General features: G+C 48.9%; 14 protein-coding genes. 11 read left to right on the top strand and 3 right to left on the bottom strand.

Annotated features, from left to right (window positions below; all coding sequences use genetic code 11):
• Positions 1-7 precede the first annotated feature (7 nt).
• Together SO_RS23285 and SO_RS19620 are read right to left on the bottom strand one after the other, a co-directional pair.
• Positions 8-319, bottom strand: a complete 312-nt coding sequence (locus SO_RS23285; protein ID WP_238560511.1) for a hypothetical protein — start codon at positions 317-319, stop codon at positions 8-10.
• Between the two features lie 8 nt (positions 320-327).
• Positions 328-1,293: an NAD(P)/FAD-dependent oxidoreductase gene (locus SO_RS19620; protein ID WP_238560510.1), complete on the bottom strand. Its 966-nt coding sequence runs from the start codon at positions 1,291-1,293 to the stop codon at positions 328-330.
• A gap of 286 nt (positions 1,294-1,579) precedes the next feature.
• Here SO_RS19620 and glpK point away from each other — a divergent pair, with 286 nt between their 5' ends.
• Entirely contained in the window at positions 1,580-3,064 is a 1,485-nt protein-coding gene (glpK, locus tag SO_RS19615; protein WP_011073911.1) for a glycerol kinase GlpK, read from the top strand.
• Positions 3,065-3,152: 88 nt separating this feature from the next.
• On the opposite strand, the gene SO_RS19610 is transcribed toward glpK, so the two are convergent.
• A complete protein-coding gene (locus tag SO_RS19610) occupies positions 3,153-3,470 on the bottom strand; it encodes a hypothetical protein (RefSeq protein ID WP_011073910.1) in 318 nt (105 codons plus the stop codon).
• Positions 3,471-4,289: 819 nt separating this feature from the next.
• On the opposite strand from SO_RS19610, the gene mraZ reads away from it, so the two are divergent.
• From mraZ to murG, 10 genes are read left to right on the top strand one after another with little or no spacing between them, the layout of a single operon-like run.
• Entirely contained in the window at positions 4,290-4,748 is a 459-nt protein-coding gene (gene mraZ / locus SO_RS19605; protein ID WP_011073909.1) for a division/cell wall cluster transcriptional repressor MraZ, read from the top strand.
• A 30-nt stretch (positions 4,749-4,778) separates the two neighbouring features.
• Positions 4,779-5,720 carry a 16S rRNA (cytosine(1402)-N(4))-methyltransferase RsmH gene (gene rsmH / locus SO_RS19600; RefSeq protein WP_011073908.1) on the top strand — a complete coding sequence of 314 codons (942 nt, stop codon included), beginning with the start codon at positions 4,779-4,781 and terminating at the stop codon, positions 5,718-5,720.
• An 11-nt stretch (positions 5,721-5,731) separates the two neighbouring features.
• Positions 5,732-6,046: a cell division protein FtsL gene (ftsL, locus tag SO_RS19595; protein WP_011073907.1), complete on the top strand. Its 315-nt coding sequence runs from the start codon at positions 5,732-5,734 to the stop codon at positions 6,044-6,046.
• Positions 6,047-6,059: 13 nt separating this feature from the next.
• A complete protein-coding gene (locus tag SO_RS19590; protein WP_011073906.1) occupies positions 6,060-7,811 on the top strand; it encodes a peptidoglycan glycosyltransferase FtsI in 1,752 nt (583 codons plus the stop codon).
• On the top strand, positions 7,808-9,286 hold the full coding sequence (murE, locus tag SO_RS19585) for a UDP-N-acetylmuramoyl-L-alanyl-D-glutamate--2,6-diaminopimelate ligase (protein ID WP_011073905.1): 1,479 nt from the start codon (positions 7,808-7,810) through the stop codon (positions 9,284-9,286). Before SO_RS19590 ends, murE begins: the two co-directional genes overlap by 4 nt.
• Complete coding sequence (locus SO_RS19580; protein WP_011073904.1) at positions 9,286-10,668, top strand: UDP-N-acetylmuramoyl-tripeptide--D-alanyl-D-alanine ligase; 1,383 nt, start codon at positions 9,286-9,288, stop codon at positions 10,666-10,668. The genes murE and SO_RS19580 overlap by 1 nt, the downstream gene beginning before the upstream one ends.
• The gene (gene mraY / locus SO_RS19575) at positions 10,669-11,751 is read left to right on the top strand and encodes a phospho-N-acetylmuramoyl-pentapeptide-transferase (RefSeq protein WP_011073903.1); all 1,083 of its coding nucleotides are present in this window, start codon (positions 10,669-10,671) and stop codon (positions 11,749-11,751) included.
• Positions 11,752-11,757: 6 nt separating this feature from the next.
• The gene (gene murD / locus SO_RS19570) at positions 11,758-13,077 is read left to right on the top strand and encodes a UDP-N-acetylmuramoyl-L-alanine--D-glutamate ligase (protein WP_011073902.1); all 1,320 of its coding nucleotides are present in this window, start codon (positions 11,758-11,760) and stop codon (positions 13,075-13,077) included.
• On the top strand, positions 13,067-14,278 hold the full coding sequence (gene ftsW / locus SO_RS19565; RefSeq protein ID WP_011073901.1) for a cell division protein FtsW: 1,212 nt from the start codon (positions 13,067-13,069) through the stop codon (positions 14,276-14,278). Before murD ends, ftsW begins: the two co-directional genes overlap by 11 nt.
• On the top strand, positions 14,278-15,366 hold the full coding sequence (murG, locus tag SO_RS19560) for an undecaprenyldiphospho-muramoylpentapeptide beta-N-acetylglucosaminyltransferase (protein WP_011073900.1): 1,089 nt from the start codon (positions 14,278-14,280) through the stop codon (positions 15,364-15,366). Before ftsW ends, murG begins: the two co-directional genes overlap by 1 nt.
• Positions 15,367-15,368 lie beyond the last annotated feature (2 nt).

Genomic DNA, 15,368 nt, shown 5'->3' with positions numbered 1-15,368 from the left:
TAGGGGGCTACTCAGTATCTTTTGGGCCATGTGTTCGATGGATCCCTAAACTTCCGAGCACGTATTTTTCGTAAATAGGCTCGCTGGTGCCGTTGCGGACTTTGTAAAGAAAGTATTTCTCAAAGGCAATTTTGGCCACATGCACCCATTTACCCATGGACGTCCAGTTAGCATTACGGGGTGGATTTTGCGGCAGAGCCACAAAAGCGGCGCCTTTATCTCCCATATCAGCTAAACAAATGGCGTTGAGTGTTGGATGGGTTTGTGGTGGCTCTCCTTTTAGGTTGGCAAGGATGTTATCCACAATTGCAGTCGTCATCGATTCAATCATAAAACCTGTTTTGGGTACGCCAATCGGTACTGGGGGTTTTCCAGTGGTGGCACCGCGACACAAACTCCAGCGGCATAGATTTCTGGGTAACGTGGTGATCGTTGGAAGGTGTCGGTGAGAACAAAGCCTTTCTCGTTACATAGCTCAGGTACCGCTGCAATGGCAGCACTGCCCTTGAAGGGCGGTAAAAACATCGCCAATGAGAAGGGTAAGGTATGTTGGAATTCTACTTCGCCCTTTCGATCTAATTCGTCAACATAAGCTATACCTGATTCAAAGTGGGTTGTTTTAGCATTGCAAATCCACTTGATGCTACGTTCTCTAAATTCGTGCTCCATAAGTGACTTAGAGTCCCCAACGCCACCGAGCCCCATATGACCCACATAGGGCTCACTGGTCACAAAGGTAATAGGGATATGCTGACGAACTTTATGTTTACGTAATAAGCTTTCTAGGGATAACACATACTCATAGGCTGGACCAAAACAACTTGCACCTTGCAATGCGCCTACTACCACTGGGCCGGGTTTTGCGAGCAGTTGTTGAAAGCATTCATAGGCTTTTTCGGCGTGATCAATGGTACAAATAGATTGAGTAAACCCTTCAGGGCCCGAACCTGGGACGTTTTCAAAGGCGAGTTTAGGGCCTGTGCAGATGACTAAATAGTCGTAATTATTTGTTGTACCATCCCCTAAGGTGAGCTTTTTGTTGAGTGGGTCTATATGGGTAACACCTTCACCCGAATAACTTATTTTGCGTTTAGCCAAGTAAGTCCCAATGGGTAGGCTAATGTCTTCACGTGTACGTTCACCGAGGGCGACCCAAGGATTAGAAGGCACAAATTGAAAATCAGTGCCCTCACTTATCACGCCGATTTCACAATCGGAGGGTAATCGTTGTTTGAGTTCAAATGCCACTGATACGCCACCTAATCCCGCCCCAATCACAATGATTTTTTTCATTATCTACTCCTTCGAATGGATATTGTTAACAAACAACCTACCTTGGTCTTTGTGTTATCTAAATATGGTTAATTAGATTTTTCTAATGATTTAAGCGTAGAAGGAATGTCATTTTTTGCAATCCAATCACAATGCTTTTTATCAATTAGTTGGGATGGTGCTCTGATTTATAGAGCGCTGGTCAAGCGGGATTATTACGAATATATTCAATCCCATGATAAATCCCGAGTGGAATGTCTTGCATCGCTTCTCTGATTTCTGCTTGGTGTAATGGAAGGAAATAACAGTGCAAAAGAAATATGTGGTGGCCCTAGATCAAGGTACAACCAGCTCAAGGGCGATTGTGTTTGACCACGATGCCAATATTGTCAGCGTCTCCCAGCGGGAGTTTACTCAGCTTTATCCCAATCCTGGCTGGGTTGAACACGATCCAATGGAGATTTGGGCGAGCCAAAGTTCAGTGCTGATTGAGTCGCTGGCCCGAGCGGGGATTCACAGTGATGCAGTGGCGGCGATTGGCATTACTAATCAGCGGGAAACCACCATTATTTGGGAAAAGGCGACCGGCAAACCCGTTTACAATGCCATTGTGTGGCAGTGTCGCCGTAGCGCTGAGATCTGTGAGCAACTTAAGGCGCAGGGCTTAGAGGATTATGTGCGGCAGAATACCGGCCTTTTACTCGACCCTTATTTTTCAGGCACTAAGATCAAATGGATCTTAGATAATGTGCCGGATGCACGTGCTAAGGCCAAACGAGGTGAACTGTTATTCGGCACGGTCGACACTTGGCTACTGTGGAAACTCACGGAAGGCAAAGTGCATGTGACCGATCCCACCAATGCCGCTCGCACGTTGCTGTTTAACATCCATAGCTTGAGTTGGGATAGCAAGCTACTTGAGGCGCTCGATATTCCTGCCGCCATGTTGCCTGAAGTAAAACCTTCCTGCAGTGTTTATGGCACCACACGCATCGCTGGTGAGGGCAGTGAAATTCCACTGGCGGGGATTGCGGGCGATCAACAGGCGGCGCTCTTTGGCCAACTCTGTGTTGAGCAGGGAATGGCCAAAAACACCTATGGTACGGGCTGCTTTCTGCTGATGAACACTGGAAGCAAAGCTGTGCGCTCATCCCATGGTTTATTAACGACGGTGGCGGTTGGCGCTCAAGGCGAAGTGAATTATGCCCTCGAAGGCTCTGTCTTTATGGGCGGCGCAACTATTCAATGGTTACGGGACGAGTTGGGGCTTATTCGCGATGCCAGTGATACCGAATATTTTGCCTCCAAAGTGGCGGATACCAATGGCGTGTATTTAGTCCCCGCTTTTGTAGGGCTCGGCGCGCCCTATTGGGACCCCAATGCCCGTGGCGCATTGTTTGGCCTAACCCGTGGCGCCAACCGTAATCATATTATCCGCGCTGCGTTGGAATCGATAGCTTATCAAAGTAAAGACTTGTTAGATGCCATGATCAAAGACAGTGGCGTCAGCCTTAAGCGTTTGAAAGTGGATGGTGGCGCAGTGGCGAATGATTTTTTGATGCAATTTCAAGCAGATATTACCGATGTTGAAGTATTAAGGCCCAGTGTATGCGAGACCACAGCACTTGGCGCTGCCTTTTTAGCCGGGCTGGCCGTTGGATTTTGGAACTCGGTAACTGAGCTTGAACATAAAGCTTGTATCGATACGCACTTTAAACCAAGCATCAATGCTGATTATCGGCAGCAGCTATACGCTGGTTGGCAAGATGCAGTAGCAAGAACCCGTTCTTAACAGATTGGCAGTGGTGGATTTGCTCGCAGATTAACATTACAAGGGCGCATCTTGAGGATACGCCCTTGGAGATGTCGAAGACAGTTCATTACACTTCAATATCAATAATATGTTTGCTGGGTGGTCTTGCCATTTCAGCGGTATCGTCTGTGACTTCGAGTACCTTTCCTTCTTTTAAATCTTGTTTGTCCGCTGCGCGGCGTTTTTTATTGCGGTTGGCATTGTCGTTTTTGCGTCTTTCCCTGACGTTAGCCTCGAAGGTCGGTGGTAATTGCGACTGTGGTGTTTCATGGCTATCGGGCGCATTGGCGGTCGTCCCGCTAACCTGATCGACGACCCGTTTAGGGGTCAATACAGGTTTCACAGGTTGTGCCAGCATAGCGTAAAGACAGTCCAATCCACTCATAGCGATTCCTTGGTTTATTACCTCTTAACTCGTTATCGGCCGGAGTTGCCTAATTTTTAGACTATACGCCGTTTGATGTCGATGTGCGACATTCGCCTACAGATCTACGTTGGACCTGAATCGATGACAAATCTTAGCTAATGGCTTGTTTTTATATAATTGTCTTGTGCTGGTAACTCAGGCTAATTCCCTGTGTTTCCTGTGCCGCTCAGTCGCGGTAAGTTTATTCTACTCAGCAATTGCAGTACGGTCAGTAGTGCGAACCATTTGTGGTAGATGCGGATTTGAGTTGCTGTCATGGGTCACTTATTTTGAATTATTCGCATGTAAGTTTTGATCTTCCTCGCAATCGTGAAATAAAAATTATCATCTGATTACAGAATAAATCTGCAATAAAAAATAAAATTTCAGCTATTTATGCTGATGGTTGATGTCATACAGGATCGCAAAAAGGTTAGCTTTGGGCTTATTTTGTTGCGCTTTGTGAGCCTAGCGTGATTTACCTACGGGGAAAATCCCACATTTGCCGATTCGTTATAGCTCAAATTTCAGTGCAACTGCCTGAATGCAAAAGGCTGCTGTTTTTTTGTCCGCTTTATATTCCTATGGTTTCCATCGTTTAGCTGATTTTAAGTTGATCTTTTTGTCAAAACTTTGTCGCTAAGTTATAGCGCCAACATGCTGCTAACCCGCTTGCCGACTGGCTTTATAAAAGGATCGCATCCCTTGACAATGCTTGCCGACTATCCCTAAACTTAGCAATTGTGGGAAATAGTGGATATTTGTGGATCAAAAAAGCAAAGGATGGGATGAATTAGCGTGTTTCGTGGAGCCAGTGCTATCAACTTAGATACAAAGGGACGGATCGCGATTCCAGCGCGATACCGCGAACCTTTGCAGCTAGAGCATCAAGGCCGCATCGTTATCACGGTTGATATTCAATCTGCGTGTTTACTCCTTTATCCCATCCACGAGTGGGAACTGATCGAAGCAAAGTTACTCAAGCTATCGGATACAGATAAAACCCAACGTTCCCTTAAGCGCATGCTGTTGGGCTATGCCCATGAGGTTGAACTCGATGGCAACGGGCGCATATTACTGCCGCCACCGCTAAGGCAATATGCCAATTTAGATAAGCGCATCATGCTGGTGGGACAGTTAAACAAATTTGAGCTGTGGGATGAGCAAGCTTGGCTGCAGCAAATTGATGAGTGTCAGGAAACGATTCGAGGCGAGGAGCTTGCTAACAACGAGCGTCTGGCGGATTTTTCACTCTAATGAGTCGCATAACTAAATAAGAAGAGAGTAATGAGTCAAGAATTTGCCCATTTATCCGTTTTGCTTGAAGAAACGGTTGGCGGTTTAAACATTAAAGACGATGGCATCTATATTGATGGCACGTTTGGCCGCGGCGGTCATTCAAGACAAGTTCTGCAAAGACTGGGTGAAAAAGGTAGATTAATTGCTATCGACCGCGATCCGCAAGCCATTGAGGCCGCTAAACAATTTGCCGATGACCCTCGTTTTCAAATTGTGCACGGCGGTTTTGGCCAATTAGCCGATTACGTCGAAGATCTTGGTCTGGTTGGCAAGATTGATGGTGTGTTACTCGACTTAGGTGTGTCTTCTCCGCAGCTTGATGATGCCGAACGTGGCTTTAGCTTTTTGCGCGATGGTCCGCTCGATATGCGCATGGACAATAGCCAGGGTGAAACCGCTGCCCAGTGGTTAGCGCGCGCCGAAATTGAAGATATGGCCTGGGTATTTAAAACCTATGGTGAGGAAAAAAATGCTCGTCATATTGCCCGTTGCATTGCAGCAGACCGTGATAAAACCCCGTTTTTGCGTACCAAAGATTTAGCCGATTTAATTGCGCGGATCACCAAAAATAAAGAGCGTAATAAGCATCCTGCAACCCGCGTGTTTCAGGCGATCCGTATCTATATCAATAGTGAGTTAGATCAGATTGATCAGGCTCTTGAAGGTGCGTTAACCGTACTCGCGCCTCAGGGGCGTTTATCGATTATCAGCTTCCATTCCTTAGAAGATCGCATCGTCAAACGCTTTATTCGCCGTCATAGCCAAGGTGAGAGTGTGCCCCATGGCTTGCCCATCACCGAAGATCAAATTAACAAGTCGCGTAAATTGCGCGCCATTGGTAAGGCGATTATGCCATCTGATGAGGAAATTGAACGCAATGCTAGAGCCCGTAGCTCAGTGTTACGCATTGCCGAGCGATTGGATTATTAGAGGGCAAGCACATGAGTAAGCCCTCATTGACCCTGCCACGGATTGTGTTACACGACCTGTGGCAACACAAATGGATTTTGTTACTCGCACTACTCGTGCTCAGTAATGCTGTGGCTGTGGTGTATACCAGCCATGTGAGCCGAAAGCTCACTACCGAATGGGACCAGCTGCTGCAGGAACGTGACAGGTTAGATATTGAGTGGCGCAATTTATTATTGGAAGAGCAATCCCAAACCGAACATAGCCGGATTACGCGGATTGCATCAAAGGATCTCAACATGAGTCGACCATTACCCAGTGAAGAAATCGTGGTAAAGGTGCCGTGAGTATAGGGAAGATATGATTAGGCAAGCAAAAACCAAACAGGCCAGCAAAAAGCAAAAGCCACAACTGATCCACTGGCGTTTATACGTCGTGGTTGGTTTTGTGTTTGCGATGTTTACCTGTCTTGTGGGTCGTGCTGCTTATATTCAAATTATCGAGCCCGATAAACTTCGCCATGAGAGTGATATGCGTACCTTGCGTACCACCAGTCGAGAGGTTCAGCGTGGCTTAATAACCGATCGTAACGGGGATATGCTGGCGGTGAGTGTGCCCGTGCGCGCTGTGTGGGCAGACCCTAAACAAGTTAACGATAACAATGGCTTTGCCGACATGCGACGTTGGCAAGCACTGGCTGATGTGTTGCATGAGCCCGTGGAAGATGTGCTCGATAAGGTGCGTAGCAATCCAACCAAACGTTTTACCTACCTTAAACGCCAAGTCACCCCGGCGGTAGCGGACTATATCACTCAGCTTAAATTACCAGGGGTGTTTTTAAAGTCTGAATCCCGTCGTTACTACCCAGGCGGAGAGATCACTGCCCAATTAATTGGTATCACCAATATCGATGACGTTGGTATAGAAGGCGTTGAAAATGCCTACAACAGTTGGCTTACTGGTACGCCATCCAAGCAAAAAGTGCGCAAGTCCCGTGATGGGCATGTGGTTGAGCGCCTCGATATTGTCCAAGAGGGCGAAAGCCCAAATGATCTTGTCCTGAGTATCGACCATAGAATCCAGCAACTTGCCTACCGTGAGTTAAAGCGCACCACGGAAATGAACCAAGCGACGTCTGGCTCGATTGTGGTGCTCGATATCCACACGGGTGAAGTGTTGGCGATGGTCAATACACCCTCCTTCAACCCTAATTCCCGTGATAATTTTCAAACCTTCAGAATGCGTAACCGCGCGATGACGGACACCTTCGAGCCCGGCTCGACCATTAAACCTTTTGTGGTTGCAGCGGCGTTGGAAGCGGGGACGGTCAAATCTACCGATGTGATCCCAACCTCGCCAGGCTGGATGCGTTTAGGTGGTCGCCAAGTACGTGATGCATCCAACTATGGTGATATGACACTGGCGCGTATTTTAGCCAAGTCCAGTAACGTCGGGATCAGTAAATTAGCGTTGTCGATTCCAGTGCAACAGCTACTGGGCACCTATCAATCTATGGGGTTAGGCAGTTTTTCGGGCATTAACCTTACGGGTGAAAGTGCCGGCCTTATCCAAGATCGCCACCGTTGGTCTGATTTTGAGCGCGCCACTTTATCCTTCGGCTACGGTTTAACCGCGACGACGCTGCAGCTTGCGCGGATGTACGCCACTTTAGGTAATGGTGGCACGTTATTTCCCGTTTCAATTTTAAAACTGAAAAAGCCGCCTGAGGGTGAGCGAGTTATTTCAGAAGCCGTCGCCAAAGATGTACTGCAAATGATGGTGAGCGTGACCGAAAAAGGCGGAACAGGTACGCTCGCCCATATCGATGGTTATCCGGTTGCCGGTAAATCTGGCACCAGCCGTAAGGCGGTAGCTGGTGGTTATGGTGATGATTATGTTGCATTATTTGCTGGCGTTGCGCCTGTAAATAATCCAAAACTCGCCATTGTGGTCGTGGTTAACGAGCCTAAGGGCGATCTCTATTATGGTGGTTCAGTCGCAGGACCGGCATTCGCTAAGGTGATGTCAGGCGCACTGCAAATGTTAAATGTTGAACCCATTTCCGATAAAGAACAGGTGCAATTGGCGGGACTCGCCGGGAGAGCTGAATGATGTTGTTAAGGGAGCTACTCGCGCCTTGGTTTCCCTACGCGGGTGAACAAACTTTCTTAGATTTGACCTTAGACAGCCGCGCAATACGTCGCGGCGATGTGTTTTTGGCGCTGCCAGGGCATAAGGTCGATGGTCGACAATTTATTGATAAAGCTTTAGCCCAAGGTGCGACTGCGGTGTTAGTGCATACGGATAATCCGCAAGAGCAGGGAAAGGTCATTGTGGCTGAGCAAGGCGTGCAGATTTACTTCTATGAGTTAGCTAAGCACGTTTCAGCGGTGGCTGCGGTGCGATACCCCGTCATCCAAGGGCACGCTATGGGCATCGTGGGGATTACAGGGACCAACGGCAAGACTTCGACAAGCCAACTGTGCGCGCAATTAGTGACCCTGCTTTCAGGTAAAGCGGCGGTGATGGGCACGCTAGGCAATGGCCTGTGGGGCGAGCTTGTTGACAGCGGCAATACCACCGCCGATGCCATTACCCTAATGCGCCAGCTCCATGAATTTGCAAATAAAGGTGTAAATACCTGTGCGATGGAAGTCTCGAGCCATGGTTTAGTCCAAGGGCGAGTCGATGCGGTGCCCTTCGATGTGGCGGTGTTCACTAACTTAACGCGGGATCACTTGGATTATCACGGCGATATGGAAAACTATGCCGCCGCCAAGCAAATGCTATTTCGCTTCGACTCCCTGCGCCACGGTTTACTGAATTTAGACGATCCCATCGGGGGCGCTTGGTTAGCCGAGCTTAAAAATGTGCCTGCGAAGATTTGGGGTTTTAGCATTGAAGCGCATAAAGCCGCAGCGTTTTACACTAAGAATGTCAGATTTAACGATCAAGGCGTGCAGGCGACGTTAGTCTGGCCTGAGGGCGAAATCGATATCAGCTCCCCTTTATTAGGTGCTTTTAACCTATCGAATTTACTCGCTGCGCTATCAGCCTTGTATTTACAGGGAATGGATATGCGTGCATTAGCTGCCAAGGTGCCTTACTTAGTGCCTGTGGCTGGCCGCATGGAACGTTTTACTACCGCAGATAACATCACCTTAGTGGTCGATTATGCCCATACCCCCGATGCCATTGAACAGGCGCTTAATGCCCTGCGTCGTCACTGTGCTGGGGTGCTTTGGTGTGTGTTTGGCTGTGGTGGTGATCGCGATAAGGGCAAGCGGCCATTAATGGGGCAAGCGGCGGAGCAATTTGCCGATCGCATTATGGTGACTAGCGATAATGCCCGCAGTGAAGATCCTAACCAAATTATTACCGATATTATCCAAGGGCTAACTCATCCTGAGCGAGCACTGACCGAGGTTGACCGTGTGGCTGCGATTAAACAAGTCGTGGCACAGGCTAAATCTGGGGATGTGATTTTGCTTGCGGGCAAAGGCCATGAAACTTACCAAGAGGCGGCAGGTGTGCGTCATGACTATGATGAACGCGCCCTGGCACGTCAGTTATCGGAGCAAAGCTAATGATCCCAATTTCCCTCAAGGCACTGAGTCAACACTTAGGTGCACATCGAGTCGGTGACGATGTCACCGTCCAAGCATTAAGCAGCGATAGCCGCAAAATCGGCCCCGCAACCTTGTTCGTCGCCTTAAAGGGTGACCGGTTTGATGGCCATGACTTTGCTGCCACAGCAATTGAAAATGGTGCCATTGCACTGTTGGTTGAGCGTGAACTTGCCTTTGATATCCCGCAGCTTATTGTTGCCGATTGCCAAAAAGCTATGGGTGCGATAGGGGCTTATGTGCGCGACCAAGTGAATCCCATTTGTGTGGCATTGACTGGTTCAAATGGCAAAACCAGCGTGAAAGAAATGATTGCCACTATTTTGTCTGCCAAGCATCAAGTGCTTTACACCGCAGGTAATTTTAATAATGAGATCGGCGTGCCTTTAACCCTGCTGCGCTTAACACCTGAAGACAAATATGGGGTATTTGAGCTAGGTGCTAACCATAAAGGCGAGATTGATTACACCTCTGGTTTAGTCCGCCCGCATGTGGCTTTAGTCAATAATGTCGGCAGTGCCCATTTAGAAGGATTTGGCTCACAGGCCGGTGTGGCCCAAGCAAAATCGGAAATCTATAACCATCTACAAGAAGATGGTACAGCGATTATTAACGCCGATGACGCCTTTGCTGATGTGATGCGTGTTAAAGCCAAGCACTATAAGCAATTGAGCTTCTCCCAGCAGGAAGGTGCGGCTAAGCGCCAAATTGATGTCATTGCGACTGGGCATAAAGCCAATAGTGATGGCTGTTACCGCTTTATGCTTAATTATGCGGGCGAGTCCTGTGAAGTGGTTTTACCCTTAGCGGGACGTCATCAAGTCAGCAACGCTTTGGCTGCTGCAAGTGTCTGTATTGCATTGGGATTAAATCTAACAGAAATCGCCGAAGGCCTGAGCCAGCTTACCCCAGTTAAGGGCCGTATGCAGCCTACTCAATTAGGACGTGTTCGTCTAATCGATGATAGCTATAACGCCAATCCTGTGTCTGTAGGGGCGGCTATCGCTTGGTTAAAGGAAATTTCTGAAAATCGTTGTTTGGTACTGGGAGATTTGGGCGAATTAGGCGACAATGCGCCCCTTTTACACGCTGAACTGGGACAACTAGCAAGGCAACAGGGGATCGATGCCCTGTTCTGTACTGGTACCTTGACTCAGCACACGAGCCACGCTTTCGGGGCGGAGCACCATGACAGCGTGGCGACGTTAGTAGAAAAACTCATAAAACACATCAACCAGTTGCCGGGACAGGTGACGGTTTTAGTTAAAGGTTCACGTAGTGCCGCAATGGAGCGGGTCGTGGATGGCCTAACAGTAGCCTTCGGGCGTGGGGAGTTAGTGTAGATGCTGGTGTATCTGGCCGAGTATTTAACCCGATTTCATACGGGGTTTAACGTATTTTCCTATGTGACATTTCGAGCCATTTTAGGCTTGTTAACCGCATTAATGTTTAGCTTATGGTGGGGTCCTAAACTTATCGAGCGCTTGCAGTTGATGCAAATTGGCCAAGTGGTGCGTAATGATGGGCCTGAATCGCATTTTAGTAAGCGCGGAACGCCCACTATGGGTGGCCTGCTTATTTTAGGCGCCATCTTTCTCAGTGTGCTGTTATGGGGCGATCTTGGTAGCCGCTATGTGTGGGTGATGCTGTTTGTATTGGGCAGCTTCGGCATGATTGGCTTTATTGATGATTATCGCAAAGTGGTTCGTAAAGATACTAAGGGATTGATTGCGCGCTGGAAGTATATTCTGCAATCCTTAGCGGCCTTGATCATTGCCTTTTTTCTTTACACTACAGCCGCTAACCCTGGTGAAACGCAATTAGTGGTGCCCTTCTTTAAAGATGTGATGCCGCAACTGGGCGCGGTGTTTATCGTATTGGCTTACTTCACCATTGTGGGTTCTAGCAACGCGGTGAACTTAACCGACGGTCTCGATGGTCTTGCGATTATGCCAACTGTGATGGTGGCTGCAGCATTTGCGCTGATAGCTTATCTGTCGGGCCATGCTCAGTTTGCTAATTACCTGCATATTCCGCATTTACCTGGCTCTGGCGAGCTGGTGATCGTTTGTACCGCGATTGTGGGCGCAGGTTTAGGCTTTTTGTGGTTTAACACTTATCCAGCACAAGTCTTTATGGGCGATGTGGGCTCACTCTCTTTAGGTGCGGCCTTGGGAGCGATTGCTGTATTAGTTCGCCAAGAAATCCTCTTAGTGATCATGGGCGGTGTGTTTGTGATGGAAACCGTGTCAGTGATTTTGCAGGTCGGTTCTTACAAATTACGTGGACAGCGGATCTTCCGCATGGCGCCTATCCATCACCACTACGAGTTAAAAGGTTGGCCGGAACCGCGCGTGATCGTGCGCTTTTGGATTATCTCTATTTTCTTAGTTTTACTCGGCTTAGCCACGTTGAAGTTAAGGTAATTGCTCATGCAAAGTCAGTATTCACACATAGTATTAGGGTTGGGAGCCACTGGGCTTTCGGTAGTGCGCTATTTGTGTGGAAAAGGCATTACGCCGTTGGTGATGGATAGCCGTCGCCAGCCCCCAGGCGCCGAGACGCTGGCAAGCTCATTCCCTGAGGTGAAGTTGATTGCTGGCGGATTTGATTGCCGCTACCTAGTGCAGGCGACGCAAATCATTATCAGCCCTGGGATTGCGATGAATACCCCCGAAGTGCGCGCTGCACTGGATATGGGCATTGAAGTGATTGGAGATGTTGAACTGTTTGCCCGTGAGATTGCCGATCGTAAACCTTGTGTGATTGGGATTACGGGCTCAAATGGCAAAACGACAGTGACCACCTTAGTGGGTGAAATGCTGCGAGAAGCGGGCATTGCTGTTGCCGTGGGCGGCAATATTGGTATTCCGGCGCTGGATTTGCTGAAAGAGAATGCTGATATTTTTGTGCTTGAGTTATCGAGTTTCCAACTTGAAACCACCCATAGCTTGAACTGCGTTGCCTCAACCTGCTTAAACGTGACGGAAGATCACATGGACAGATACAGCGATATGGATGCCTATCGTAAGGCTAAGCTGCGTCTGTACCATCAAAGTCGTTCCATCATTTTTAACCGTGATGATGCGCTGACTATTCCAACTGAACCCATGAACCAAAACAGCTTTGGTTTAGCGCCGCCTGAGGGTGATGAGTGGGGCATTTGTGACAGTAAGATTTATCATGGTCACAGTGAAATCATGCCGATCACTGAAGTGTCGCTGATTGGCAGTCATAACCATGCCAACTTACTTGCTGCCATGGCGCTGGTCTATGCCGTGGGCGTGGATAAACAAGTGATGGCCAACGTGGCTCGCACCTTTACGGGACTTTCCCACCGCTGCGAAGTGGTTGGTGTCAAAGGTGGTGTCACCTATGTGAACGATTCTAAGGCGACCAATGTGGGCGCCACCGTCGCGGCGCTTGATGGATTAAGTGATCACCTCGGTGACATTATTTTGATTGCCGGTGGCGATGGTAAGGGCGCGGATTTCAGCCCGCTTGAAGAGCCATTAACAAAAGTGACTCACCTTATTACCTTAGGTCGCGATGGCAATAAAATTGCCGCGTTGAAGGAAGGTGCTATCAAGGTTGATTCTATGGCGGCAGCCGTTGCCAAGGCAGCTCAATTAGCTACCTCGGGTGATATTGTGTTGTTGTCGCCCGCGTGTGCAAGCCTTGATATGTACAGCAACTTTATGGCCCGTGGCGATGATTTTAGAAGCCAAGTGGAGCAACTCGATGGCGAGTGATACAAGACAGCTTAGCCTGTTTGGACGAGTGCTGCATGCACTGCCCAACTGGCAACGTGATACCGAAGTCCCGGGCGTGCAATTATACGATCGGGCTTTGCTCACGGCTGTTTTGTCCTTGATTGGCTTTGGTTTTGTGATGGTGATGTCAGCCTCTATGCCTGAGGCGCAAACGCTGACCGGCAATCCATTCCATTTTATGACCCGCCATGTGGGTTATTTGTTGGGATGTTTAATTATTGCCGCATTTGTCCTTAGGGTGGATATGCAGACGTGGCAACGCATGAGCCCAATCATGTTGCTGGTAGTGTTTTTTATGCTGCTGGCGGTATTAGCTGTGGGTACCACAGTTAACGGGGCGACACGTTGGCTATCACTCGGACCGATCCGTATTCAGGTCGCGGAGGTCGCGAAATTTGCGTTTTCTGTGTATATGGCGGGTTATTTGGTACGTCGTCATCAGGAAGTGCGTGAAAATGCAAAAGGCTTCTACAAGCCGATTGCAGTATTTGCGATTTACGCGATTTTGATTTTGATGCAACCCGACTTAGGGACAGTTGTGGTGCTGTTTGTTGGCACTGTGGGATTACTGTTCCTTGCTGGTGCGCGGTTGCTGGACTTCTTCGCACTGATTTTTGCGGGCATCTTGGCCTTCGTGGCACTGATTTTACTCGAGCCTTACCGTATGCGCCGGGTGACATCATTTTTAGACCCTTGGCAAGACCCGTTTGGCAGTGGTTATCAGTTAACGCAATCACTGATGGCCTATGGCCGTGGCGATTGGCTTGGTCAGGGACTTGGCAACAGTATCCAAAAGTTGGAATACCTTCCTGAGGCGCATACCGACTTTATCTTTGCCGTGATTGGTGAAGAGTTAGGGTTTATCGGCATTATCGCGGTGTTATCCGTGTTGTTGTTTGTGGCATTGAGAGCCATTCGTCTGGGCAATTTATGCCTGGTGATGGACAAAGCCTTCGAAGGTTATCTGGCCTATGCCATTGGGATTTGGATCTGTTTCCAGACCGTCGTTAACGTGGGCGCAAGCATTGGTATGTTACCCACTAAAGGGTTAACACTGCCCTTTGTGAGTTACGGCGGTAGTAGTCTATGGGTCATGACAGCGGCAGCAATGACATTGCTGCGCATCGATTACGAACGGCGCATGAGTTTAGTTCAGGCCGTGCAAGGGAGATTGAAGTAATGACCGACGCGGGTAAACGTATTTTAGTCATGGCAGGCGGCACGGGAGGACATGTGTTTCCGGCGCTTGCGGTGGCAAAGTATTTAGCGCAGCAAGGTTGGCAAGTGCGTTGGTTAGGTACGGCTGACCGTATGGAGGCGCGCTTAGTACCTCAGTATGGCTTCGATATTGATTTTATCGACATCAAGGGTGTGCGTGGCAATGGCTTAGTACGTAAATTGGCTGCGCCTTTTAAAGTGGTGCGCTCTATTTTGCAAGCTAAAGCCGTAATTGCTGAGTTTAAACCCGATGTGGTGCTTGGCATGGGCGGTTTTGCTAGTGGCCCTGGTGGTGTGGCGGCTAAATTAGCGGGTGTGCCCTTAGTGCTACATGAGCAGAATGCTATACCGGGAATGACTAATAAGCTGCTCTCGCGGATTGCTAGCCAAGTGCTGTGTGCCTTTAAAAATACCTTCACCCAAGTGAAGGCGAAAGTCGTGGGCAATCCCATTCGTCGTGAGTTGATTGCCTTAGGCGGCGAGCCTAAGCAAACTGCAGATGAGGCGCTAAAGGTGTTGGTTGTGGGCGGCAGCTTAGGTGCTAAAGTCTTTAACGATTTAATGCCCGAAGTGGTGGCCGCGCTGAGTAAACAGCAGTCGATTACCGTTTGGCATCAAGTAGGTAAGGATAATCTGGCTGGGGTCAAGTCCGCTTATCAACAGCAAGGACAAGATGGTGGCGTCAATGTTGCCGAATTTATTGATGATATGGAAGCCGCCTATCGTTGGGCTGATGTGGTATTGTGCCGCGCCGGCGCGCTGACGGTATCCGAGTTAGCGGCGGTGGGACTTCCTAGTATTTTGGTGCCTTATCCCCATGCGGTGGATGATCACCAAACCCGTAACGCTCAAGTGTTGGTTGAGGCTGGCGCAGCTTTCCTATTGCCACAGGCCATCTTGGACGTGAATAAGCTGGTGAGTAAATTACAGTTACTCGCCAATGACAGAGCAGAATTAGCCCGTATGGGCCAAAGAGCGAGAGATGTTGCCGTGTTGGATGCGACCGAACAGGTGGCCCAAGTGTGTATTGCTCTCGCCGAGAAAGGATAGGT

The organism is Shewanella oneidensis MR-1 (assembly GCF_000146165.2).
Lineage (GTDB): Bacteria > Pseudomonadota > Gammaproteobacteria > Enterobacterales > Shewanellaceae > Shewanella > Shewanella oneidensis.
Note: the sequence above shows the minus strand (reverse complement) of the source record. Positions and strands in the feature narration are given on the sequence as shown.